The organism is Streptomyces sp. NBC_00223, assembly GCF_036199905.1.
In the GTDB taxonomy this organism is placed as follows: domain Bacteria; phylum Actinomycetota; class Actinomycetes; order Streptomycetales; family Streptomycetaceae; genus Actinacidiphila.
Genome location: NZ_CP108109.1, coordinates 5,750,300 through 5,772,601 on the forward strand (window position 1 = coordinate 5,750,300; position 22,302 = coordinate 5,772,601).

The 22,302-nt window shown below is 71.3% G+C and carries 22 protein-coding genes; 13 read left to right on the forward strand and 9 right to left on the reverse strand.

Features of this window, described 5'->3' with window-relative positions:
* Window positions 1-4: 4 nt before the first annotated feature.
* The 3 genes from OHA30_RS24590 to OHA30_RS24600 all read right to left on the reverse strand — a co-directional run bounded on the left by OHA30_RS24590 (window position 5) and on the right by OHA30_RS24600 (window position 1,478).
* Entirely contained in the window at window positions 5-241 is a 237-nt protein-coding gene (locus OHA30_RS24590; protein ID WP_328916038.1) for a hypothetical protein, read from the reverse strand.
* A 420-nt stretch (window positions 242-661) separates the two neighbouring features.
* Window positions 662-1,048, reverse strand: coding sequence for a hypothetical protein (locus OHA30_RS24595; protein WP_328916039.1), 387 nt, complete (start codon window positions 1,046-1,048; stop codon window positions 662-664).
* Window positions 1,041-1,478, reverse strand: coding sequence for an ATP-binding protein (locus OHA30_RS24600; RefSeq protein WP_328916040.1), 438 nt, complete (start codon window positions 1,476-1,478; stop codon window positions 1,041-1,043). The genes OHA30_RS24595 and OHA30_RS24600 overlap by 8 nt, the downstream gene beginning before the upstream one ends.
* A gap of 131 nt (window positions 1,479-1,609) precedes the next feature.
* Between OHA30_RS24600 and OHA30_RS24605 the strand changes: the two genes are divergently transcribed.
* From OHA30_RS24605 to OHA30_RS24615, 3 genes are all read left to right on the forward strand, one after another.
* Window positions 1,610-2,410, forward strand: coding sequence for a helix-turn-helix domain-containing protein (locus tag OHA30_RS24605; RefSeq protein WP_328916041.1), 801 nt, complete (start codon window positions 1,610-1,612; stop codon window positions 2,408-2,410).
* The gene (locus OHA30_RS24610) at window positions 2,397-2,624 is read left to right on the forward strand and encodes a DUF397 domain-containing protein (protein WP_328916042.1); all 228 of its coding nucleotides are present in this window, start codon (window positions 2,397-2,399) and stop codon (window positions 2,622-2,624) included. Before OHA30_RS24605 ends, OHA30_RS24610 begins: the two co-directional genes overlap by 14 nt.
* Window positions 2,625-2,890: 266 nt before the next feature.
* Complete coding sequence (locus OHA30_RS24615; RefSeq protein WP_328916043.1) at window positions 2,891-3,118, forward strand: DUF397 domain-containing protein; 228 nt, start codon at window positions 2,891-2,893, stop codon at window positions 3,116-3,118.
* A 41-nt stretch (window positions 3,119-3,159) separates the two neighbouring features.
* Here OHA30_RS24615 and OHA30_RS24620 read toward each other — a convergent pair whose 3' ends face one another.
* Both OHA30_RS24620 and OHA30_RS24625 read right to left on the reverse strand, forming a co-directional pair.
* The gene (locus OHA30_RS24620; RefSeq protein WP_328916044.1) at window positions 3,160-3,876 is read right to left on the reverse strand and encodes a DUF6000 family protein; all 717 of its coding nucleotides are present in this window, start codon (window positions 3,874-3,876) and stop codon (window positions 3,160-3,162) included.
* 105 nt (window positions 3,877-3,981) lie between these two features.
* A complete protein-coding gene (locus OHA30_RS24625) occupies window positions 3,982-4,872 on the reverse strand; it encodes an AurF N-oxygenase family protein (protein WP_328916045.1) in 891 nt (296 codons plus the stop codon).
* Between the two features lie 150 nt (window positions 4,873-5,022).
* Between OHA30_RS24625 and OHA30_RS24630 the strand changes: the two genes are divergently transcribed.
* From OHA30_RS24630 to OHA30_RS24640, 3 genes are all read left to right on the forward strand, one after another.
* Window positions 5,023-6,132 carry a ferritin-like domain-containing protein gene (locus tag OHA30_RS24630; protein WP_328916046.1) on the forward strand — a complete coding sequence of 370 codons (1,110 nt, stop codon included), beginning with the start codon at window positions 5,023-5,025 and terminating at the stop codon, window positions 6,130-6,132.
* Window positions 6,133-6,257: 125 nt separating this feature from the next.
* Window positions 6,258-7,442, forward strand: coding sequence for a CapA family protein (locus tag OHA30_RS24635; RefSeq protein ID WP_328916047.1), 1,185 nt, complete (start codon window positions 6,258-6,260; stop codon window positions 7,440-7,442).
* Between the two features lie 219 nt (window positions 7,443-7,661).
* The gene (locus tag OHA30_RS24640; RefSeq protein WP_405786058.1) at window positions 7,662-8,459 is read left to right on the forward strand and encodes a polysaccharide deacetylase family protein; all 798 of its coding nucleotides are present in this window, start codon (window positions 7,662-7,664) and stop codon (window positions 8,457-8,459) included.
* A 129-nt stretch (window positions 8,460-8,588) separates the two neighbouring features.
* Here the strand turns inward: OHA30_RS24640 and OHA30_RS24645 are convergent, their stop codons facing one another.
* Together OHA30_RS24645 and OHA30_RS24650 are read right to left on the reverse strand one after the other, a co-directional pair.
* On the reverse strand, window positions 8,589-10,058 hold the full coding sequence (locus tag OHA30_RS24645; RefSeq protein ID WP_328916049.1) for a penicillin-binding transpeptidase domain-containing protein: 1,470 nt from the start codon (window positions 10,056-10,058) through the stop codon (window positions 8,589-8,591).
* A complete protein-coding gene (locus OHA30_RS24650; RefSeq protein WP_328916050.1) occupies window positions 10,055-11,437 on the reverse strand; it encodes an FtsW/RodA/SpoVE family cell cycle protein in 1,383 nt (460 codons plus the stop codon). The genes OHA30_RS24645 and OHA30_RS24650 overlap by 4 nt, the downstream gene beginning before the upstream one ends.
* A 118-nt stretch (window positions 11,438-11,555) precedes the next feature.
* Between OHA30_RS24650 and OHA30_RS24655 the strand changes: the two genes are divergently transcribed.
* From OHA30_RS24655 to OHA30_RS24665, 3 genes are all read left to right on the forward strand, one after another.
* Complete coding sequence (locus tag OHA30_RS24655) at window positions 11,556-12,212, forward strand: pentapeptide repeat-containing protein (protein ID WP_328916051.1); 657 nt, start codon at window positions 11,556-11,558, stop codon at window positions 12,210-12,212.
* Between the two features lie 82 nt (window positions 12,213-12,294).
* Entirely contained in the window at window positions 12,295-12,786 is a 492-nt protein-coding gene (locus OHA30_RS24660; RefSeq protein WP_328916052.1) for a glutathione peroxidase, read from the forward strand.
* 331 nt (window positions 12,787-13,117) lie between these two features.
* A complete protein-coding gene (locus OHA30_RS24665; RefSeq protein WP_328916053.1) occupies window positions 13,118-13,561 on the forward strand; it encodes a hypothetical protein in 444 nt (147 codons plus the stop codon).
* Window positions 13,562-14,346: 785 nt separating this feature from the next.
* On the opposite strand, the gene OHA30_RS24670 is transcribed toward OHA30_RS24665, so the two are convergent.
* Window positions 14,347-15,354, reverse strand: coding sequence for a helix-turn-helix transcriptional regulator (locus tag OHA30_RS24670; RefSeq protein ID WP_328916054.1), 1,008 nt, complete (start codon window positions 15,352-15,354; stop codon window positions 14,347-14,349).
* A 405-nt stretch (window positions 15,355-15,759) separates the two neighbouring features.
* Between OHA30_RS24670 and OHA30_RS24675 the strand changes: the two genes are divergently transcribed.
* The 4 genes from OHA30_RS24675 to OHA30_RS24690 all read left to right on the forward strand — a co-directional run bounded on the left by OHA30_RS24675 (window position 15,760) and on the right by OHA30_RS24690 (window position 19,060).
* Window positions 15,760-16,890 (forward strand): Gfo/Idh/MocA family protein, encoded by a 1,131-nt coding sequence (locus tag OHA30_RS24675; RefSeq protein WP_328916055.1) that lies wholly within the window; start codon window positions 15,760-15,762, stop codon window positions 16,888-16,890.
* Between the two features lie 222 nt (window positions 16,891-17,112).
* Window positions 17,113-17,352, forward strand: coding sequence for a hypothetical protein (locus OHA30_RS24680; RefSeq protein ID WP_328916056.1), 240 nt, complete (start codon window positions 17,113-17,115; stop codon window positions 17,350-17,352).
* Window positions 17,353-17,538: 186 nt separating this feature from the next.
* Window positions 17,539-17,958 (forward strand): hypothetical protein, encoded by a 420-nt coding sequence (locus OHA30_RS24685; protein ID WP_328916057.1) that lies wholly within the window; start codon window positions 17,539-17,541, stop codon window positions 17,956-17,958.
* Between the two features lie 172 nt (window positions 17,959-18,130).
* Window positions 18,131-19,060 carry an aminoglycoside phosphotransferase family protein gene (locus OHA30_RS24690; RefSeq protein ID WP_328916058.1) on the forward strand — a complete coding sequence of 310 codons (930 nt, stop codon included), beginning with the start codon at window positions 18,131-18,133 and terminating at the stop codon, window positions 19,058-19,060.
* A 48-nt stretch (window positions 19,061-19,108) separates the two neighbouring features.
* On the opposite strand, the gene OHA30_RS24695 is transcribed toward OHA30_RS24690, so the two are convergent.
* Window positions 19,109-22,051, reverse strand: a complete 2,943-nt coding sequence (locus OHA30_RS24695; protein ID WP_328916059.1) for a P-loop NTPase fold protein — start codon at window positions 22,049-22,051, stop codon at window positions 19,109-19,111.
* Window positions 22,052-22,302 lie beyond the last annotated feature (251 nt).

Genomic DNA, 22,302 nt, shown 5'->3' on the forward strand with positions numbered 1-22,302 from the left:
CGGCTCAGCTCCGGCCCTCCTGGTCCAGGTAGCGGCGGGCGTACATCCTGAGCACGTCTTCCGGGATCTCGATCAGGGTCTCGTGGTCGGGCACCTCACCGACGTCGGCGAGCGCCTGCGGGTCCGTGACCTTCCAGCCCTGCGCGATGTAGGTCACGCGGTCCGTGCGGTCGGTGGCGAACAGGGTGGGGGACTGCCCCTCCTGTGACTTCGGGTCCTTGCCGAGGAACTGTGCGCGCATGGTGCCCTCCATTGCGAGGAACTTGGCGAACCATTCTCGGTCATCGTGCTGCAGAGAACGGGGGACGTCAACAGACGGGATGAGCAGCCGCGGGTGGGGAATGTGGCGTGTGTCCGTGAAGGTGCGCTGGTGCGCGCTAGTTTCGGCTGCTCGGGTTGTACGCGATCACTCTCGGCTGGCCCGCTCGCGTGCACCTCTACGGGGCCCGGGGCCTCACCTGTGGTTCCCCGGAACTCACCCCCACCGGGCAGGACTTCACGCTCACCTGGTGGCCGATGAACGAAGCTCTCGACGCTGCCGCGGGCGGGGGATGTACGACCCGGGCCCGGGCGTCGGGGGAGGACGCGCGGGCCCGGGCGGGGCTGGTCCGCACGGCGTACGCGGGGGCGCGTACGCCGCGTCAAGCCGGAGCAGCCCGCCTCACCGCGGCGGGGCGAACCTCGGTTCCCGCCGCGGTGAGGAGTTGATGACCGGCCCGTGGGCCGTACGGCAGCTGATCAGGTCCTGCACCAGATAGCCGCTCGCGGCATAGCGGGGGATGCCGTCCGGCGGGTACTGGGCCAGCCGTTCCCTGACGTGCGTGATCCGTTCCACCGGCCCCAAGTCGCCGGGCCCGGTAGGGGCGTTGCACAACGTGCCCTCCAGCCAGGCCAACGCGTCCTCCGGGTGCCCGAACGTCGCCGCCAGCACGCTCCGCGGCGCGAACCGCCACTCCTTTACGACCAGCGGCGACCCGCCCACCAGCCCGACCGGCACCGCCATCCCCGTGACCACCGCCGTGTGCCAGTGGAGGTCCGCGCTATTCACAGTCGTTACCGCGCGGCGGCGACACATGCGCCCAGATCAGCTTGCCGACGCCGTCGCGCTCGCTCACGCCCCAACTCCCCGGCCCGACCAGCGCGTCCACCAGCGCGAGGCCGCGCCCCCGCTCGTCGTCGGCGCCCGCCCGGTGGACCTCCGGCTGCCGGGAACTGGCGTCGTGCACCTCAAGCCGTACGCCGTCGCCCTCGCGTACGAACCTGGTCTCGATCAGCCGGCCCCGTACCCGGGCGTGCTGGACGCTGTTGGTCACCAGCTCGGTCAGGACGAGTTCGGCCACCTCGGCGAGGTCGCTCAGACCCCACTTCCACAGCACCGCCCGCAGGCAGTGCCGCGACCGGCTCACCGAGCGAGGCGTGCTCGCCCAGTACGAGGCCACCAGCGGTTCCGGGGGCGTTGTCACTACTGGTGTTTCCATGGGCCGGGCCTTTCCTTGGTACCACGCCGTAGTCGGGTTCTGACGTTCTGTTCACAAGACTGCGCGCGTAGTCCTACGATCAAAAGGGGGTGGCAAGTGACGTACGGCAAAGCACAAAAGGGAGTTGCAGCATGGCCATGGCATACGGTGAATGGCTCCGGGAGCAGCGGAAGAGGCAGGGCCTCACGCAGCAGGAGTTGGCGAACTCGGCGATCATGACGCGTTCGCACATCGCCCACATTGAGGCGGGCCGACGCTGGCCCTCGGAGGACGACGCGAAGCGGCTGGACATCGCGCTGAACACGGGAAACGTGCTGTCCAGCTTCTTGCCGGCCACGCACGGTCGGCCGGTCGGCAGCCACTTCGAGGCGGCTCGTCAGCTCGAACAGCAGGCTTGCATGCTGCGTGAATTCGCACTCTCGTACGTGCCCGGAATTCTCCAGACGAAGTCCTACGCGAACGCGGTGCTGAAAGTCGGATTCCCGCCACTGGGAGAGAAGGAGCGTGACCAAGCGGCGGTCACTCGGCTTGAGCGCTCCCTCCTGCTGGACGACCCCGCGACGCCGATGGTGTGGGCGATGCTCGACGAGGCCGTACTGCGGCGGCCGATCGGCGGGCCGGCCGCCATGGCCGAGCAACTGACGCACCTGGCGGACCTGGTGGAGTGCGAGCGCATCCGCGTCCACGTGGTGCCGTTCGCGGTGGGAGCACACCCGCTGTTGCAGAACATGCTGACCCTCATGTGGTTCGAGGACCAGCCGCCCGTCGCCTACGTCGAGGGGCTGCACACGGGCCGTCTGCACGACTCGCCGGAGCTCGTGGAACGCTTCCAGGGCGCCTACGACCTGGCGTTGGGCGATGCGTTGCCGCTGAGGGAGTCACTTGCCATGCTGCGGGCGACGGCGCAAGACTTCGGGCATGAAGACGACTGAGACCGTAATCCCGGTGGCTTCCGCGCTCGTTGGGTGGCGGAAGTCCAGTTACAGCGGCCCGGACGAGGGCAGTTGTGTCGAGGTCGCGGACGGGTACGGGATCGTGCCCGTCCGGGACTCGAAGGACCCGCACGGCCCCGCGCTGGCCTTCCCGGTGTCAAGCTGGTCCGCGTTCATCACCGCCGTGAAGGCCGACCATTTCCCGACAACCTGACCCCGCGCCCACCGCACGTTGCCAGTCGCGGCCCGCAGCCGCTTCGCCCGCGCGCGAGGCGGTTCCCGACGGGCCGCTGGCCCTGACCGGCAGTATCGACGGCCCAGCGGACCTGGGCGAGCGGCACGACGACCACGTTCGCGAGCGTATGCGCGAGCGCTTCGGCGATCTGGAGTGATCGCCACCTTCGGGACCGGCCGTCGGGCGACAGGTTGCTCTGGCGGGGCTGCTTGTTTTGCTGCGGGCGACGGCGCGAGACTTCGGGCATGAAGACGACTGAGACCGTAATCCCGGTGGCTTCCGCGCTCGTTGGGTGGCGGAAGTCCAGTTACAGCGGCTCGGACGAGGGCAGTTGTGTGGAGGTCGCGGACGGGTACGGGGTTGTTCCCGTCCGGGATTCGAAGGACCCGCACGGCCCCGCGCTGTCCTTCCCGGCGTCGAGTTGGTCCGCGTTCATCACCGCCGTGAAGGCCGACCTTTTCCCGACAACCTGACCCCGCGCCCGCGTACGGGCCGCCTTCGGAGCCCCCGGGCGCTAGGCGCGCCGACCGGAGGGTGAGTTCGAGGCGCGGCGGTGCTGGCGGAGGGTGCGGCGGAGGCCGGGGTTGTGGCCCGACGCGAAGGCGACGTCCTCGGTGATGGCTTGCTTCAGCGCGTCCAAGGACGCGCTCGTGGAGCCTGGCCAGTGGGACCACGGGCCGTTCGAGGCGAGCAGTCGGCGGGCGTGGTCGGTGCCGAGCCGGCCGTCGAGGTACAGGAGGGTCGCCATGGCGTGCGGCCACCAGGCTTCGCGGTATTCGTCGTCCGGATCCGGAGGCAGGGCCAGCGCCCGGTCCAGGAACGCGCTGAGGAGTTGGGCGTCCCGTTCCGTGCCCAGCCGGGCCAGAGCGGGACAGTAGCTCCACCGGTAGCCCCCGACAGTGCCGCCGAGCAGGTCCCGCTCGATCCGCTCGCGCAGATCGGCCCGGCGCCCCGCCGCGATGATCCAGGTCACCGCCAGGCATTGCCGCCATCCGCCGCTGTCCAGCAGCAGGACAAGATCCTCGGCGGGAGCCCGCCGTGCCGCTCGACGCAAACGCCACTGGAACCACCGCTGTTGCGGGCGCGGCATCAGGAACGCGCGACCCATCAGCTTGTCGTAGCGCCGACCGGGAGTGACCCAGCGCCTGGTCAGGCGATTCAGCCGCGCGTCGGAAGGATCGCCCTCCGCTCGCCCCACGCCGACGTCCTTGCGGATGGATCTCCAGCTCATCGGCCCCTGCCTCCCCCGCCGCAGGACGCGGGACCCCCCGAGGCGTACGCGATGACGTCGCTGCGTCGAGCAACGGTACGCGGGGCCAACCCCGGAGGGAACGTCTCAGAGGAGGCCGGAGCTGCGCCAGAGGGGGGCCGTGGCGCCGCGCAGCAGGTCGACCTCCTCGAAGAAGTCCATCAACCGCTTCGCGGACTGCCGCAGCACGTCCCGCCGGTGCGGACTGTTCCGCGCCTCCTCCACCGCGCGGACCGGATCGAGCCCCACCTCCGCGTACACGCGAGGACTGATCAGCGACCGCGCGATCACCCGCGCGGCCTCCGCGGAAGTGACCCGGGTCAGCCCCACCTCCCACCGCGGCGCGGTCTCCATCTGCCGCCGCAACTCCTCGCGGGCGTACCGGATGTGGCGCGACTCCTCCACGACGTGGATCCGCGTGACCCCGCGTATCAGCGGCTGCACCCGCTCGTCGGGGAAGGTCAGCCGCTGCATCCAGTCGAGGATCTCCTCGGCCAGCAGCGTGCCGGTGAACGCGCCCGGCGTCGTGGAGACGGTCTTGAGCACGCGGCCCAGCGCGTGGTCCGTACGGCTCGGCCGGTACGCCGGCGTACCCATCTTCGTCACCGCGCGGGCGAACATCTTGGAGTGCCGGCACTCGTCGGCTATCTCGGTGAGCGCGTAACGGACGTGCCCGCTGGTCGGGTCGAGGTCGTAGGTGTGCCGCAGCAGCAACTGCATCAGGATCGTCTCGAACCAGATCCCGATCGAGCAGAGCGAGGCGACCTCGTGCCGCGACAGCTCGATCCGCTGCTCCTGCGGCATCCGCCGCCACAACTCCGTGTCGTAGAGCGAGACCAGCTCCGGCGGCCAGAACCACATGCCCTCCTCGAAGGGCGCGTCCCAGTCCAGCTCGGTGTCGGGGTCGAACGAGTGCTTCGCGGACGCCGCGAGCAGCCGCTCCGCTGTCCTCTCGCGGTCGGACATGCGCGTGTCCATGCGCGTGTCCATACGTGTGCCCATGCGTGTGTCGATAGGTGTGTCCATGGGTGAACGGCCTCCGGAACATGAGGGGTTACCTGCGGTACAGGTGTTATGAGACTCTGTGTCAACAAGGCCGTCAAGACCTCGCGCACGAAGGAGCCGCCGATGTCGACGGAAGGCCGCAAGCTCTACACGCAGCCTCCCAGCGAGTGGAGCTGGCAGGTGCCGGCCCAGGGCGCCGCCCGTTTCTCCTGGGACTACGGCGACGGCCGCGCCCGGCTGCTCGCGCTGTACCAGAAGGGCAAGGACAAGCAGTGGGACGCGGTCAGGCGGATCGACTGGGGGCTGCCCGTCGACCCGTTCGACCCGCTGGGCACGCCCGACGAGGCGTTGGCGCTGTACGGCACCCGTTACTGGGACGCGATGAGCGAGCGCGACCGGGGGGTGCTGCGACAGCACTCCACCGCCTGGCAGTTCAGCCAGTTCCTGCACGGCGAGCAGGGCGCGATGGTGTGCGCGGCCCGGATCGTGGAGTCCGCGCCCGATTTGGACGCGAAGTTCTACTCGGCCACCCAGACCATGGACGAGGCCCGGCACGCGGAGATCTACGGCCGGTTCCTCCAGGAGAAGATCGGGATGCTCTACCCGGTCAACGACAACCTCCAGGCGCTGCTGGGCGACACCCTGCGGGACTCGCGCTGGGACATGCCGTACCTCGGGATGCAGGTGCTCATCGAGGGGCTGGCGCTGGCCGCCTTCGGGCTGATCCGCGACACCGCCACCAAGCCGCTGCCGCAGCAGATCCTCGCCTACGTCATGCAGGACGAGGCCCGGCATGTCGCCTTCGGGCGGATGGCGCTGCGCGACTACTACAAGCAGCTCACGGACGCCGAACTGCGCGAGCGCGAGGAGTTCGTGATCGAGGGCTGCTATCTGATGCGCAACCGCCTGGGCGGGGTGGAGGTGCTGGAGAACTTCGGCGTGCCCGCGAAGGAGGCCGCCGAGTTCACCGAGCGCTCGCCCTTTCTGCATCTGTTCCGGAAGCTGCTCTTCAGCCGGATCGTGCCGTGTGTGAAGGACATCGGGCTGTGGGGGCCGCGGCTCCAGCAGGCGTATGTCGACATGGGCGTGCTCGAACTCGGTGACTCCAACCTCGACCAGCTGATGACCCAGGACGAGGAGATCGCCGAACGCCTGGACGCGCAGCGCTTCGCCGCCGAGGAGAACGCCCGGGTCGCGGAGGTGGAGGAGGCCATCGCGGCGGGCGGCAGCTGAGAGCCGACCCGCGACGGCGCCTGAGGCACGGCGAGCGATCCCCTCACCAGCCCTTCGCCAGGGCGATTTTCGGATAATACGGACCCTCTGCATGATCGCGGACGCACAGCTCGTACGCTTGTCCGATGAACGAGGGAGCGAGATCGCAGCGGCGTGCCGTCCGCCGTGCCCGGGCGCGCCGCCGCCGCAGAACCGCCGTGCTGAGCGTCACGGTGGTGCTGCTGGCCGTCGCGGGCTCGCTCTACGTGGTCTACGGCCGCGGCGGTTCGGCGGCCGACGCGGCCGGTCCCGCGCACCCGACGGCGACCGGCCCGGCAGCCGCCGGCCATGCGTCGGACCAGCCGAAGAAGCCGGTCCGCAGCACCGCGCCCGCCGAGCCCTCCGGCACCCTCACCCTCGCCTTCGCCGGTGACGTCCACTTCACCGGCCGTACCGCCGGACGCCTCACCGCCGACCCCGCGCTCGGCCCGATGGCCAAGACGCTGTCCGCCGCCGACTTCGCCATGGTCAACCTGGAGTCCGCGATCACCACCCGCGGCACCGAGGAGGCGAAGCTCTACCACTTCCGCACCACCCCGGCCGCTCTCACCGCCCTCCAGCACTCGGGCATCGACGCCGTCACCATGGCCAACAACCACTCCGTGGACTACGGCCCGCAGGGCCTGGCCGACAGCATCGCCGCCAAGCGCGCCTCGCCCATCCCCGTGGTCGGCATCGGCGCCGACGACACCGAGGCGTACCGCCCGTACACCACGAAGATCAACGGGGTGCGGCTCGCGGTCGTCGGGGCCAGCCAGATCTACGACCTCACCAACGCGAACTTCCGGGCCGGCCCCGGCCGTCCGGGCATAGCCTCCGCGCTCGACCGCGCCAAGCTCCTGTCCGTCGTGCGGCAGGCCAAGACCGAGGCCGATGTGGTCGTCGTCTATCTGCACTGGGGGATCGAGGGCGAGAGCTGCCCGACCGCCGACCAGAAGTCCATCGCCGCCGACCTGTCCGCGGCCGGCGCGACCGCCGTGGTCGGCACCCACGCCCATGTGATGCTCGGCTCCGGCATGCTCGGCCCGACCTATGTCGGCTACGGCTTCGGCAACTTCCTCTGGTACGGCACCTCGCCCTATCCGCACTCCGACGAGACCGGGGTGACCACCCTCACCGTCACCCACGGCAAGGTCGCGCACGCCGTCTTCACCCCTGCCGTGGTGGACGGCCAGGGCATACCCGAACCGCAGTCGGGCGCGGCGGCCCGGCAGATCACCGACCGTTACGGGCAGTTGCACCAGTGCACCGGACTGACCGAGGCCCCGTAGACCTGTGCGTCCGGATTCTGTAACGGCACGCCGCCCGGGCCACCGGGCGGGAACCGGAGCCCGGACGGAGGCATCTATTCGTGCGCAGATTCGTGCACAGATACGAAAAACGGCCGGTTTTTCGTGTCGGGCACCGAGCGACGAAGAGGCGGGTGGGTACACACCATGACAGGACGGCGATTCTCTCCGGAACGGCTGAGGTCGGCGCCGGTGGCGGCCATCACGGTGGCGGTCCTGGTGGTGGTGATCGCGGCGGTGGTCTCGGCGGTCCTGACGGCCGGCGGCAAGGGCGGCAGGAGCGGCAGGGACGACGCCAAGGGCGGCAGCCAGGCCCCGGCGAGTCCGGGCGCCCCCTCCCAGCCGGCGAAGCGCCCGACGTCCCACCCGCCGACCGGCAGGACGTACCCTGTCGTGCCCGAGTCGATCCAGCACGCGGCCGAGGCCCCCGGCAAGGCCGTCAACATCACCATCGACGACGGCCCCGACCCGCGGTGGACCCCGCAGATCCTGGAACTGCTCAAGCAGCACCACGCGCACGCCACCTTCTGCATGATCGGCCCGCAGGCGCAGGCCCACCCGGACCTCGTACGGCGGGTCGTCGCCGAGGGGCACCGGCTGTGCGACCACACCGTCCACCACGACGAGTCGATGGACCACAAGTCGTTGGCGTACCAGCAGTCGGAGATCCTGGACGCGCTCGCGATGATCGAGGACGCGTCCGGCGGCGCCCGCGTCTACTACTACCGCGCGCCCGGCGGCGCTTTCACGCCCGGCAGCCGGGCGGTGGCCGCGCAGCACGGGATGCGGCCGCTCGGGTGGAACGTCGACACGAAGGACTTCTCGCGGCCGGGTGTCGCCACCATCGTGCACACGGTCAAGTACGAGATATCCAACGGGCCGACGATTCTCTTCCACGACGGTGGGGGTGACCGTTCTCAGACGGTCGCGGCGCTTGGCCAGACGCTGAGTTGGCTGGCGCAGCAGGGGTACGCGTTCAGCTTTCCGGAGGTCGAGTAATGGTGACGCCTGTGCCCTCAAACGCCGGGCGGGCTGGGGTGGGTGACGCGCGTGGCTTCGTGAACGCTTCTGCCCTCAAGCGCCGGGCGGGCTTTTTTGCGCTCAAGCGCCGCGCGGGCTTGGGTGCGCTCAGTTGTCGGGTGGGGTCAGAACTGCCCGCATGACCGCGCGGGCGATCGGGGCCGCGTTGCCGCCGCCGGAGATGTCCGCGCGGACGGCGTCGGCGTCCTCCACGACCACGGCCACTGCCACCGAGGCGCGCGTGGAGCCGGCGGGCTTGGCGTAGGAGATGAACCAGGCGTAGGGCGTGCCGGTGTTGGCGAGGCCGTGCTGCGCGGTGCCGGTCTTGCCGCCGACGACCGCGTCCGGGAGGGCCGCGTTCGTGCCGGTGCCCCGGGTCACCACCGCCTCCATCAGCTCCTGGAGCCGCGCGGCCGTCCGGGCGCTGACCGCCTGGTGGAGCAGACGCGGCCGGGTGGTGGCGACGGTGACGCCGCTGTGGTTGGTGACCCGGTCCACGAGATACGGCGTCATCAGCCGGCCGCCGTTGCCGACCGCCGCCGCGACCATCGCCATCTGGAGCGGGGTCGCGGTCGTGTCGAACTGCCCGATCGAGGACAGCGCCACCTGGTCCCGGCCCATCAGGGTGTCCACATTGCTCTTGGCGACGCTCGGCGGAATCCGCAGCCGGGTGTCGTTGAAGCCGAACCGCTCGGCCTGCGTCAGCACCCCGCTCGGCCCCAGATCCGCGCCCAGCTTGGCGAAGACCGTGTTGCACGAGACCCGGAAGGCGTCGTAGACACTGGCGTCACGGCACTCCTCGTCGCCCTCGTTGGCCAGGTCCACGGTCGTGCCCGGCAGCCGGTACGGGTCCGGGGAGTCGGTACGCGCCCGCAGATCCGTCACCATCCCGCTCTCCAGCGCCGCCGCGGCCGTGACCACCTTGAACGTCGAACCCGGCGGGTACGTCTGCCGGATCGCCCGGTCCAGCATCGGCTGCTCGCCGTCGGCGGTCAGGCGGGTCCACGCCTCGGTCGCCGCCCGGCCGGTGCCGGCCACCAGAGCCGGGTCGTAGGACGGCGAGGAGACCAGCGCCAGGATGCGGCCGGTGACCGGGTCGAGCGCGGCCACCGCCCCCCTGCGCCCGGCCAGCCCGTCGTACGCGGCCCGCTGCGCCGCCGGGTCGACGGTGGTGAACACCGCGCCGCCGCGCGGCCGGGCCCCGGTGATCTCGCTCCACAGCGGGGTCTCGTGGAGCGCCGGGTCGGAGCCGTCCAGCAGACCGTCCTCGGTGCCCTCCAGCAGGGTCGCGCCGTACGTCTGCGAGGCGAAGCCGGTCACCGGCGCGTACAGCGGGCCTTCGGCGTACGTACGCACGTACCGCAACTGGCCGCCGGTGGCCCGCGATCCGGTGACCGGCACCCCGGCGACCAGGATGTCGCCGCGCGGCTGGGCGTAAAGGGCCACCAGGGTGCGGCGGTTGGCCGGGCTCGCGTCAAAGGCGCTCGCCCGTACGAGCTGCACCCGGCCCGCGTTGAGCAGCAGGGCGGCCAGCAGCAGGGCGCAGAAGGCGGCGGCGTGCCGGACGCACCTGTTCACGCGATCGCCTCCAGGGGCTCGACAGCCGGTTCCGGGCGGCGGGCCCGGTCGCTGATCCGGATCAGCAGGGCCACGATGATCCAGTTGGTGACGACCGACGAGCCGCCCTGCGCCAGGAACGGCATCGCCAGACCGGTCAGCGGGATCAGGTCCATCACCCCGCCCGCGATCACGAACACCTGAAGCGCCAGGATCGAGGTCAGGCCCACCGCGAGCAGCCGCCCGAACGGGTCGCGGGTCGCCAGCGCCGCCCGGAAACCGCAGCAGGCCAGCAGCGCGTACAGCCCGAAGAGCCCGCACAGCCCGGCGAGTCCGCACTCCTCGCCCACGGTGGCCAGCACGAAGTCCGACTTGGTGGCGAAGCCGATCAGATACGAATAGCCCTGGCCGAGCCCGGTGCCGAGCAGACCGCCGTCGGCGAACGCGTAGAGCGACTGGGCGAGCTGGCCGGGCCCGAGCCCGGCGTCGGCCGTCGCGAACGGGTGCAGCCAGTCCTGCACCCTGCCGTGCACATACGGCTCGGTCCGGCTCGCGGCGGTGGCGCCCGCGGCGGCCATCAGCAGCCCCACGGCGGTCCAGCCCCGGCGGCCGGTGGCCACGTAGAGCATCACCACGAACAGGCAGAAGAACAGCAGCGAGGTGCCCAGGTCGTGTTCGAGCACCAGCATCCCGGCGCTCGTGAGCCAGATCACCAGCACCGGGCCGAGCACCCGGCCGGTGGGCAGTTGCAGCCGTCGCAGCCCCGGCACCCGGCGGCCGGTGTACGCCAGCGCCGCGCGGTTCGCCGACAGGTAACCGGCGAAGAACACCGCCAGCAGTACCTTCGCGAACTCGCCGGGCTGGAAGGAGAATCCGGCCGCCCTGATCCAGATCCGGGCGCCGTTGACCGCGGGGAAGAAGATCGGCACCACCATCAGCGCCAGCGCGGCCGTACCGCTGACGTACACATAGCGGGCCAGCACCCGGTGGTCGGGCAGCACGAGCACCACCGCGACGAACAGCGCGACGCCGACCGCCGACCACAGCATCTGCGCGGGGGCGGCCCGCGGGCCCAGCGACGGTTCCAGGTCCAGCCGGTAGATCAGCACCAGACCGATCCCGTTGAGCAGCACCGCGATGGGCAGCAGCAGCGGATCGGCGTACCGGGCGCGGGCCCGGACCGCGAGGTGGGCGAGCAGCGCGAGCAGGCCGAGGCCGGCGCCGTACGCCCCCGCGTCCGGCGGGACCGCGCCGCTCCTGGCGAGGCCGACCTCCGCGTAGCCGTACACGCAGATCCCGACGGCGGCGACGATCAGCGAGAGTTCGACACCGCGGCGGGCGGGCGCCGCCGGGGCCGACGGGGGAGCAAGGGTGGGCGCGGTCGCCGACGTTGCGCTCATGGGCGGTCACGCTAGCAATCGACGGGCGTTATGTCCGTTAGGTGAGCGCTCGGCCCGGCCCCTGATTGGGCCGTGCGGGGCCCCCGGGCTGTCAGTGGCCGCGCGTAGGGTGAACGGTGTGACCGTGCCCGACGAACTCGCCGACCTCCCGTACGCCGATCTGCTGCGCCCGCACACCGGACCCCTGGAGTCCGAGGGCGACTACGACACCGTGCACTTCGACCGGCTCGCCTTCGAGGACGGCGACCGTGCCAACGGCGCGCGCTTCCTCGAATCGGCGGTCACCGACTGCGTGCTGTCGGGGACGAATCTGCGCCGCACGCGGATCAACGACCTGTGGGTGTCCGGCACCCGCTTCACCGGCGTCACCCTGGCCGAGAGCGACTGGCTGGACTCCTCGCTGACCGGCTGCTCGCTGGCCGGCGTCGAAGCCTTCGGTTCCGTCCTGCGCCGGGTGGTCTTCCGCCGCTGCAAGCTGGACTCGGTGAATCTGCGCTCGGCGGCGCTGTACGACGTGGCCTTCGAGGACTGCGTGCTGCGTGAAGTGGACTTCGCCGAGGCCAAGCTCGACGGCGTGACCTTCCCCGGCAGCCGGATCGAGCGGGCCCGCTTCGGCCGCGCGACGCTGAAGAAGGCCGATCTGCGCGGCGCGGTCGCCATCGACCTCGCCGACGGCTACGAGTCGCTGCGCGGCGCGGTCATCAGCTCCAGCCAACTGCTCGACCTGGCCCCGGCGCTGGCGCAGACCCTCGGCATCACGGTCCTGGACCGCTGACTCCGCCGACGTTCCTCAACGGCCTGGCGCCTGTACGCAACAGTCCTCTTCCATCCTCGACCCTCTTGATCAGGAGACATCCGTGAGCACCCTCTACGACATCGCGCTGCACACCCTCGACGGCACGCCCACCACCCTCGGCGAGCACCGCGGCAAGGCCCTCCTGGTGGTGAACGTGGCCTCCAAGTGCGGCCTCACCCCGCAGTACGAGGGCCTGGAGCGGCTCCAGGAGAAGTACGCCGACCGGGGCTTCACCGTGCTCGGCATGCCCTGCAACCAGTTCGGCGGCCAGGAGCCCGGCACCGCCGAGGAGATCAGCACCTTCTGCTCCACCACCTACGGCGTCAGCTTCCCGCTGCTGGCGAAAGCGGACGTCAACGGTCCGGACCGGCACCCGCTCTACGCCGAGCTGACCCAGGTCGCCGACACGGCGGGCGAGGCCGGTGACGTGACCTGGAACTTTGAGAAGTTCCTGGTCAGCGCCACGGGCGAGGTCGTCGGACGGTTCCGGCCCACCGTTCAGCCCGAGGCCGACGAGGTCATTGGGGCGATCGAGGCGCAGCTGCCGCGATGATCGACAAGGGGGTCGCGGGACGCCCGGGGCGGCACGGGGGACGGTCGGCGGCACTGCCCTAGATGCGCGAATGCGCCATGGCAGAATCCGGACGATCGGTGGACATTGTCCGGATCTCCCCCTGCTGGTTGGCTCTTCTTACCGCCTCAGCGAGGAAGGGACAGTGGCAGTGCAGGACATCGAGTTCCGTAGCGGACACCTTTGTGTCGACACGGACCCTGCCCTGTGCGTTCCTTGCCAGGAGCGGTTGGATCGGCAACTCGCCTTGCTTCCCCGGGTATACGGCGAGTTGGAGGTTGCGCTCGTAACGGCGCCGAACTCCGGCGACCGAGTGACCGGCACTGCCCGGCCCGGCATCCCCCTGAACGGGCCGGCTGTCGAGGCGCGCGCCGAGATACGAGGCACTCTCGCCTCCTGGGCCGATCTGATTGTCGAGGGCCGCACCGTCCGCCTCCCCCTGCGGACGGTGCCGGCCCTCGCAGCCTTCCTCCGGCGTCACCTCGCCTGGCTGGCCGTACACCCGGCCGCCGACGACGCGGCGACGGAGATCGACGCACTGCTGCGGCGGTGCCTGGAGATCGCCCGGCCGCGCCCCGAGCGGCGGATTCTGAGCGCCAAGCAGATCTCCTGCGCCTGGCGTATTCCGGCGGGCCGGGTCCAGAGGCTCGCCGACGAACACCAGTGGCGCCGTCGCGGGGACGGCCGTCAGGTCTACTACGCCCAGGAGGACGTCCTGGAGACCCTGGGCCGCGACCACTTCGAGAACATCTGCTGAACCTGAACCCCACTCACCGGACTCTCCCCCCACCCACCGCCACCGGACCCCCACGACCCCCCACCCGGAACACCCCTACCCGGAACCCCCGGTCCCCCCACACCGAGACCTCCGGCCGCACCCCGCCGGGCCCCTGATTTCCCCCCACACCGCACAAACGCTGTACGGCCCGCGAATCATCACGGGCCGTACAGCGTCAGGGGCGACAAACAACTGTGGACAAAAACGAAAAGCGACAGCGACGGTGCGAGAGAGACAGTGAATTACACAGTGACGGTGGGGGCCTGCACGGGCACCGATACCGTTTCCGGCCACCAGATGGCAGGAGAAAGGGTGACGCTTCTGATCGTCTCCGGCCACCAGATCGCGGGAGCGGCAGGGGCGGTCGTGGCAGGAGCGGCCTTAATCGCTCCCGGCCACCAGATCGCGGGTGAGACCGTGGTGGTCTGAACCTTCTCGGGCCACCAGATGGTGGGGCCGAGCGGGTCGCCCGGGGCGGTGGGGCGGTTGGGTACGGAAGGACCGGAGTCACCGTCCGTGACCGCGACGGCTGAGCCGGCCGCTGACGTCAGAACGAGCACCAAAGCCGCGACAGTGGTAGTGCGTATCGTGTGCCGGTTACGCGACATCGTTGTGGCATCCTTCGAGGCAGGAGGGCGGGGCACTCGCTATAACGTGTACAGGTACACGTAACTCTGCCAATGGTGCCAAAATCAGACAGTAGAAGGCCAGATTCCGGTACTGCGTACTCGCGCCATTGCGTAAGTACGCAGCTCAGAGGCGTCTCAAATAAGCCCGTGGGTCGCGGCGAGTACGCCCGCCTGGAACCGACTGTCCGCCTGAAGATATCTCATGATCTCAGACACCAGGCGGCTCACCGTGCGCAGGGACACCCCTAGTTTGCGGGCGATCCGCTCGTCTGTCAGCCCGTTCGCCAAAAGTCGTAGCGCGGTGCGGTGTTGGTCCGTCAACTCCCCGTCGGTTTCAAGGGTGTCGGCCGGTTTCGCAGAGTAAGGGGTGGACCGGAGCCAGCAGTCCTCGTACAGCGCCACGTACGACCGGACCAGAGCCGGCCCGCGGACGATGACGGCGGGGCCGCGGGGGTCGTCCGGGTCGGTGGAAACCATTGCGGAATGCGAATCCGCGACAATCAGATCGAAAGGAACCTGTCCGGTCAGCCGGACTTCCGCACCGGTCGCCGCGAGATCCGCGAGGTATTTCCGCTGACGTGGTGCGGAATTAATACTCTGGCCATAAATGGCCCGGACTTTCACCCCGCGCGCGATCATCGCGCTGTCCGTCGCCAGAGAACTCGCGAGAACTTCGCTCGGCGGCAGTGGGCCGGGGTGCATGGAGCCCACCGACTCGCTGATCGCGGCGCCGAAGTCACGGACGAACTGCCGACCGCGGCTGTCCCGCGTCACCAGCTCGACCTCGATCTCCGCGGTCTCGCGCATCACGGCGGGCCGGTAGCGGTCCATCAGGGACTCCGCGGCCCGGACGATCGCCGACAGCTCGTCGCGCTGCGTGCGAAGCGCCTCCCGCTGCCGCGCGAGCAGTTCGATCAGCGCGGTGTCCGGCTCGACCGGGTCGACCTCCTCGGGCATCCGCCCGGCGCGTATCAGCCCCAGCTCCCGCAGCTCCGACCAGCCGGCGGCGGCCTCGGCGTCGGTCAGCCCGATGCCGGCCGCGGCCTTCGCCGGAACGGAAGAGCCATTGACGCGCAGCGTCTGGTAAAGGGCGAGACCGATGTCACCGGCATCCGGTCCACCGCTGCGAACGGAATTGGCCACGGTATCCCCCTTTCATCACCGCGTGCCGAACGTGCGGTTCCTGCACGACGTGGCGACTGCACCCGATGTGACTCTAGCAATGGATCGTCCCCGTGCCATCGGGTGAAGTCCGACCTTGCCAGGCGAGCGGCCCCGGGCCTGGGCCGGTGTGGTGTGGATCACCCGTGCCACGCAGCGGTTCTCACTGTGCGTACACGCTCCGGGGGCCGGGTAGGGGCTCCGGATATCCTCCGGTTCTGGTCCGGTTCCGCTCTGGTCCGGCGCCGATTTCGGTCCGATTCCGGGTCGGTACGGGGGTGCGGGGAGCTGTGCGGGGCCTGTGAGGGGTCGGTCCGGGGGTGCTCCGGGGGCCGGATCGGGGCAGTGGTGGTGTGCGAGGGGCGCGAGGGGCGGTGAGGTGAGCCGATGGGACCGCTGGACGCGGCGCCCCTGCCGGTCGTACTGATCGGCGCGGGCAAGGTGGCCCACGCGGCGCACCTGCGGGAGATCCGCGACCTTCCGCACGCCCTGCGGCTCGTGGCCGTCGTGGAGAGCGACCCCGGCCGCCTCGCCGCCGTACGGGCCGCCGGTTTCCCGGACGCCGCCGCGTGCGCGACGCTCGACGAGGCCGTACGGGCGGGGGCGCGCGCCGCGCTGTGCTGCACACCCTGGTGGACGCACCGCGAGATCGTGCTCGCCTGCCTGGAGCTCGGGCTGCCCGTGCTGTGCGAGAAGCCGGTGAGCCTGGACCTCGCCGAGATCGACGAGCTGATCGCGGCCGAGCGCGCGGCCGGGGTGCCGGTCGCCGCCGGGTACATGAAGCGCCACGACCCGGTGGTGCGCCTCTTCCTCGACCACTGCCGGGAGCGCCTGGCCGTCGCCCGCCGGTTCACCGCCGACATCCACGACCCCAACGCGCCCCACCAGGTCGCGCACCTGCTGCCGTACGACCCGCCGCCGTACGGCCCCCAGCCCCCGCCCGCGGTGGCCGCCCTGGTCCGGGCGCTGGGGGAGGGGGCCGGCGACCTGCGGCGTGAGGTGTACGCGCGGGGGCTCGGCGGTTCGCTGATCCACCAGGTCAATCTGGTGCACGCGGTGCTCGCGGACGGCGGCCCGGGGCTGTACGGGAAGCTGCTGCACGCCGACCAGTGGGCGGGCGGGAGCGCGGTGAGCTGCCGGTGGCGGCCGGACGACGGCTTCGCGGTCGACCTCACCCACGCGCGGCTGCCCGCGCACCGCCGTTACCGGGAAGTCCTCGAATTCACCGCCGAGGACGGTGTGGCCACGCTGACGCTGCCCTCGCCGTACGCCCGTGACGAGTCGGCGACGCTGAACGTCGAGACATGGGACGCGCGGACGGGGGTCGGGACGCGGCGGATCCATACGGCGGAGCCGGGGCGGACCGGGTTCCGGGGGCAACTGGTCGCGTGGGCGCGGAGTCTGGGGGCGGGCGTCGGGGCCGGGGCGGGCGTGGCGGCGGCCGGGCCGCTGCCGGGGCTGGCGGAGGTGCGGCGGGACGCCGGGGTGGTGCGGGAGGCCGCGCTGCGGCTGGGCTGAGCGAGCGGCTTTCGGCCGGCTCGGCGGTGCGTGGGCTGCGGCCTGTTCGGTTGAGCCCCACCCGACCCATCAGGGCCGGGAGTCGCCCTGCGTCACATATTGGCCTAGACCTATTGCTGCTGTGTGTACTCGCCCGCTAACTTCTAGCTGCGCGCGCAGCCAGGCACCACCTTCCCCCACCCGGCGGGCCCTCCGGCCTGCCCCGGAAAGGAGTTGTGCACCATGGCCACACGCTTCATGGCCCGTACCGGCTTGGTCCTCGGCACCGCCCTGCTCGGCATGGGAGTGCTCTCGTCCTCGGCGCAAGCCTCGCCCCCGCCCGGCTCCGGGTTCTTCGTGCTGGGGTACTTCCGCACCGAGGCGCAGTGCGTCGACGCGGCGCAGGCGAACTACCCGGTCCACGGCCCGGTCTACATCTGTGAGCCGCTCACCAACGGGCTGTACGCCCTCTGGATGCACTGACGGGTGACCGCCCGCTCGTCGTCCCGGGCCCCGTCGTCCGCCGCTCCGGCGCGGGCGGCGGGGCCCGGTCGTGGGGCAGTCCTGGGCAGTCCTGGACGGCCTGTCGGATCCGAGGGCGACATTGTGTGTGAGCTGTGCGGGTGGGTAGCCGCGAGGCAAGGAGCCCATCTTACGGAGGTGACCGGAATGCTGATCCTGGGACTGCTGCTCCTTGCTTGTATAGCGGCGTTCACCGGTCTGGCCCTCGCCGACAACGTGTCGGGCGGCCCGGACTACCACGTGACCATACTCGGCAACCACATCGCGACCATGAACTCGCTGGCGATCTTCTGCGCCGGACTCGGGCTGGCGCTGCTGTTCGGCCTCTCGGCCATGCTGGCGATGACCGGCCTGGCGATGCACCGTCGCAAGAGCCACATGCTGCACTCGGCTCGGCGCGACGCGGCCGTCAACGCGAGGGAGCGCGACTCGCTGGCCGCCCGAGTGGACGACGACCGTAGGACCACCGGTGAGGGTGCCGGGGACCGAGGTTACGCCGGAGCGACGGGCTCCGCACGCGCGGACAAGCCGCGAAGGCACCACACGCCGCACCTGTTCGGCCACTAGGCCACCAGGCGAAGGCCGTGACCGGCCCGTGCGTGGGTCGTGCCCGACTCGGGCCCGGCATCGCGTCGGAGCCACGGTCCGGACTCGGGGCCGGACCGTTCGCGGTGAAAACCTTTGGACACGCGGGACTCCTCGCGGTGGGATGAACACACGCCCACCCCGAGGAGTACGCGTGTCCGACGCAGGTACGAACGGTCCGCCGCCGATCGACGAGGCCCTCGTACGGCGGCTGTTGGCCGCGCAGTTCCCGCAGTGGGCCGAACTGCCGATCTCACTGGTTCCGTTGCCGGGAGTGGACAACGCCACGTTCCGGCTCGGCGGGGCCATGTCCGTACGGCTGCCGCGCTTCCCGCGGTGGGTGGGTCAGGTCGAGCGCGAGCACGAGTGGCTGCCTCGGCTGGCCCCGCACCTGCCGCTGCCGATCCCGGTCCCCCTGGCCAAGGGCGAGCCGGGGGAGGGGTACCCGTACCCGTGGTCGGTCTACCGCTGGATCGACGGAACACCCGGTACGGCGGACGGTTTCACCGATGACGTGCGGACCGCGCGGGATCTCGCCGAGTTCGTCCGCGCCCTCCAGCGGATCGACCCGGCCGGCGGGCCCGCGCCGCAGTGGAGCAACGCGTTCCGCGGCGTGCCGCTCGGGGACGAACGCGACTCGATCGCCACCGAGGCGCGGGTCCGGCCGAAGATCGCGGATCTCTCCGGGCTGATCGACACCGGGGCCGTGACGGCGGCCTGGGAGGCGGCGCTCGCGGCTCCCCCGTGGGCCGGGGACCCGGTGTGGGTCCACGGCGACCTCGCGCCGGCGAACATGCTGACGAGGGAGGGCCGGCTGAGCGCGGTCATCGACTTCGGCACGGTCGCGGTGGGGGACCCGGCGGTGGACCTGCTCCCGGCGTGGGGCCTGCTGGACGCGCCCGGCCGGGAGGTCTTCCGTTCCGCCCTCGGGGTGGACGACGCGACGTGGGCGAGGGGCCGCGGCTGGGCCCTGGCCTCTGCCCTCCCGGCACCGTCGGACCCGTACTTCCATGACCACCCCGAACGAATCGCCCTGGCCCTGCGCCGACTCGCCGCGATCGTGGCGGACACCACGGAACGCTGACCTACACGTCCGCATCCCGCCGGCCCGGCCGGGCTCGCGTTATGGGCGTCATGGCGAGGGGAGGGTGGGGACGGGCCAGGCGAAGCGGCGGACCAGGGGCAAGTGCTGCCGCAGGGCGGCGACGGTGAGCGTTCCGACGTCCGGCACCCCCGTGAGTCCCGCCAGGAAGCCGTCGACCCTTGCCGGATCGGCCTGCCCGCGCACCGCTGTCTCCAGCCACTCGCGTATCGGCGTGGCCTCCTCCGCCGCGGCCAGAGCGGCGGGGACGACGGTCGGGAAGCCGACGACCAGCGCGGTCACCACCATGAGTGCGGGGTCGTGGGGCGCGGCCTCCCCCACGGACCTGGCCTTCATCACCCGGTACAGATTGAGGAACCGCTTGGCCCGCTGCGGCGAGCTGCCGACCAGCGGGGCGACCACTTCGAGCAGCCGCAGGTCCTCGGGCGTGAGGGCGAGGGACGCGGCCGCGAGGGTGACCTCCGCGAAGCCTCGGAAGTCGGCCTGCGCCGGGGCCGCGACGGCACCCCGAGCCGCGTCGGACGACGGCGACACAGCGGCGGCGGGGCCGACAGACGCGGGCTCCGCCGCCGCTGTGTCGTCCGGCTGACCCGCGAGCGCCGTCTGCCGGAGCAGTTCGACCGAGCTCTCCCGGGTCATCGCGGGCAGGGTGTAGCTGAGCTGGAAGATCTTGTCGAGGTAGTCCGCGGGGTCGGCGTGGCCGCCGGGGCCGCCCTGCGGATCGGCGCCCCCCTGCGGGTCGGTCCCGCTCAGCAGCAGCGGATGCTGATGGAGCAGCGAACGGCTCAGCCACCGCGAGTCGACCCCCACGACGACCACGAACAGCGGCAGCGCCAGCAGCAGATGGACCGCCTCCAGCACGGTCGCCACCACCTTCGGCGGACAGCGGTCCAGGTCGTCGATGTACAGGACGATACGGTCGATGCCCCCACCGTCCTCGGCGGCCGCTTTACGGAGGAAGCTCTCCAGGTCCCGCAGATCGCGGTGGGCCAGCGCGACCACGCCGAGATAGCGGCCGTAGTCCGCGCTGGCGACCCGGTCGGCGAGATAGCGCTCCAGCAGCCGTTCCCCGGTGAGCCGGGCGAGGGCGTCCCGCGCGGCCCGTTCCCGCTCCCTGGCCCGGGTCAACGCTTCGCGGGCTGAAGCGAGTTCGGCCGTCGCGAGGTCGAGGCGTTCCTGCGCGGCGCCGGCCTCCCGTTCCTGGGCGGCCGACAATTCGGCCAGCCGCGCGTCGAGTTGCCGTTGCAGCGCGGTGGCCGGGCCGAGCAGCGTACGGGCGAGGCCGGTCTGTCGGCGTACCCAGGCCACCGCACCCGAGCACAGGCCCACCGCCTGCGCGCCCGCGGCCGTCGCGGCGGCGGCCCAGCCCGTGGACCAGTCGATCAGCGCGCTCGCGAGGAAACCGCCGGTCGTGAGCACGGCCGCGGTGCCGAGCCCGAGGAAGAGCGGTGTCCGGTACCACGGCCCGGCCGTGGACAAGCGGCGTGTGCTGTCGGCCAGTTCACGGGTCTCCGTGACCGCCGCGGCCACCTCCTGGGCGCCCGCGCCGACGGGGGCTAGGCCCACGGCCCGGGACGCCTCGTTGAAGGCGGCCAGCGCCGGCCCGTCCACCCGCAGGCCGGACAGCAGGTCCCGTGCCCGCAGACCGGCCGCGGCCTCCCGCGCCTCGCGGTGCTCGTCGCTGATCCTTACGACCGCCAACCGGGCCTCTTCGGCGAGGTGTTCGGCGGTGCGTGTGTCCGCCACGGCCGCCGCCCTGGTCTCCTGGATGCCGTGGATCTGCTCCATCGCCTCTTCGAGCAGCTGCTCGGGCGCGTCGGCGTGGCCGTTGAGCGAGTCGAAGATGTGGTGGATGAGGCTGGCCCACAGATTGGCCTCGGCGTAGTGCCAGGCGTTGAACCACACGCTGACCACCCGGCGGCAGAAGGCCGGCTCCAGGGGCTCCCCGGCCGGGCCGTACCGGTGGACGACCGTCCCCGAGGTGAGCCGGCGGATGTCGCTCTCCAGCCGGCGCATGAAGAAGGTCTTGCCGCTGCCCCAGTCGCCGAACAGGCCCAGCGCGAGCGGCGGTTGCAGCGCCCGCGAGGAGATCAGCACGGCCAGGGCGAGCGTGTCCTCGGATATTCCCAGCAGATCCGGCCCGGTCGAGACCTCACCGGCGAACCCCGGCACGGTCCACTGCGGCACGCGGGGGCGCCGGATGGGTGGGGGCGCGGCCCGATCGGACGGCGGGCCTTCGTGGGCGATGTTCCTGGCGAAGGCCAGCTCCATCGATGTGCCACCCGTGTCGAACGTGACGGCCGAATTCTCGTGGGACGCCTCGGGGTCTCGGAGGTTGCGGCGGAGCGTCCCGTCGAAGACGAAATACCCCGGAGCATCGGCCCGGCCCTCGCGCAGCAGGGAGACAAGTCCGCCGGTGAGGACAGGGAACTCCGCCCCGACCGGAGCGATGGTCCAATAGTCCTCCGACGTCGTCGTGAGACCGAGCGTCGAACTGAGCCGGCCCCTGCCGGTGACTGCCTCGGCCCAGTCGCTCTCGATGAACGCCCGTCGGCCGTATGCGCAGTCGAGAATCACGGCCTTGTAGCGGGCCCGGCTCCTGGCCAGGATGTTCACGACGGAACGCCACGGGACCAGCCCGTCGGCGGAGCCGGTCCCGGGACCGGCCGACCGTGTGGCCAGCCGCAGTTCGTCCTCGACGCGGATGCCGTGGCCCGCGTAGTAGACGATCAGGGTGTCGGTGGCCCTGGCCGACGCGTCGGTGATGGCGTTGAGCACGGCGGTGTCGTCCGGGTCGATGAGCAGCGATCCCGTCCGGTCGGCATGGAACAGCGCGACCGGCGAGTCGGTCAGCAGCCCGTGCAGGGCGACGGCGCCCCGGCGTACCGAGGGCAGCTCGGGAAGCGAGGGGTCGTCGGTGAGGCCCGCGCCGATCACCACAAGCCGTGACGCGTCCGGATCAGGTATGTGCATCGTCACTCCCCCCGGCCGGGGCAGCCAGGACCCGGCACCCACGTGCCCGCCGCGACAGCCGCCAGCGGCTCGTACGAACCAGCCCCATGAGGGGGCACACGTAAGTGGTGGCGGCCCCCGGGGGGGGTGGGGGGCCGCCACGCACCCCCTACGTTACGCGTGCGGAGGCGCGTACGTGGCGAACGTGGCCCACTCGGCGGGGCGGAATTCCGGATTGCCGCTCCGACCCGCCCTCGCGGCGGCGGCGGGAG